This is a genomic window from Xanthomonas cissicola (genome assembly GCF_008801575.1).
Classification (GTDB): Bacteria; Pseudomonadota; Gammaproteobacteria; order Xanthomonadales; family Xanthomonadaceae; genus Xanthomonas; species Xanthomonas cissicola.
In genome coordinates this window covers 1-823 of sequence record NZ_VZPL01000218.1, presented here as the reverse complement: position 1 = coordinate 823, position 823 = coordinate 1, and the positions used below count along the sequence as shown (strand labels likewise).

The 823-nt window shown below is 53.2% G+C and carries 2 pseudogenes; both read left to right on the top strand.

From position 1 onward, the window contains the following. Positions 1-106: pseudogene (locus F7R02_RS25675) on the top strand (IS5/IS1182 family transposase); the annotation flags it as partial. Positions 107-247: 141 nt separating this feature from the next. Further along, positions 248-703: pseudogene (locus F7R02_RS25670) on the top strand (XVIPCD domain-containing protein); the annotation flags it as partial. Positions 704-823: the final 120 nt, after the last annotated feature.

The window sequence follows — 823 nt, the reverse complement described above, 5'->3', positions numbered from 1 at the left end:
CGGCCTGGCCAAAAACACCGCACACGTGCTGACCTTGTTTGCGCTCTCCAATCTGTGGATGAAGCGAAAGCAGTTGCTGCCGGCTATGGGGAGCGTGCGCCTGTAAACCAGGAAATTCCCACGGAAAGCGCCAGAAATGGCGAAATTCCAAAGATTCAAACGCCACTCTTCGGAACGACGCGACATCCCGCACTCTCAGGCCTCGTTATTCAGACCTTCCCTAAAGGCAACGCTGCAGATTCAACAGATGTCGATAGCTTTCGCTCACAGCACTTATCAGGACTCAGCGAAAAATCAGCATCCTGTGACGCAGGACATGATCGACAACCTGCAATCAAGCATTAACAAGTCGCCTTATCTAGCCGATGAAATAAAGAGGGCTGCGACTACCATTGATCAGTCAGATGCCAGTAATCCAAGGAGAGCCCAGCTCGAAGCCTTTGGATTTGTTGGGCCTGGCGTCGCTGCGGGTGGAACGTACGACGGCAGCCGCAAGATCATGAACTTGCCTCCGATTGGGTTGCAATCGCTGTCGCAATCCACTCCCGGCGGCAGCTTCAATGCACAGGACCTAACGTTTGTCCTAGGGCACGAGATACAACACAGCTTTAACCATGCAACCAAAACCCACGCGACTTCAAGCTTCCTTTCGGATGTTGACCGTCAATCCAAGATTCGTGGTCCGGTACATGACTACGTAAGCTCCCCCGATCCGCAGACACCGCATAAGTAGATCTTTCTGGCATCGTTCCCAAGTCAGGAGGTTCCATGCGCACATCGAAGTTCACCGAGACACAGATCATCGCCACGCTGAAGCAGGCCG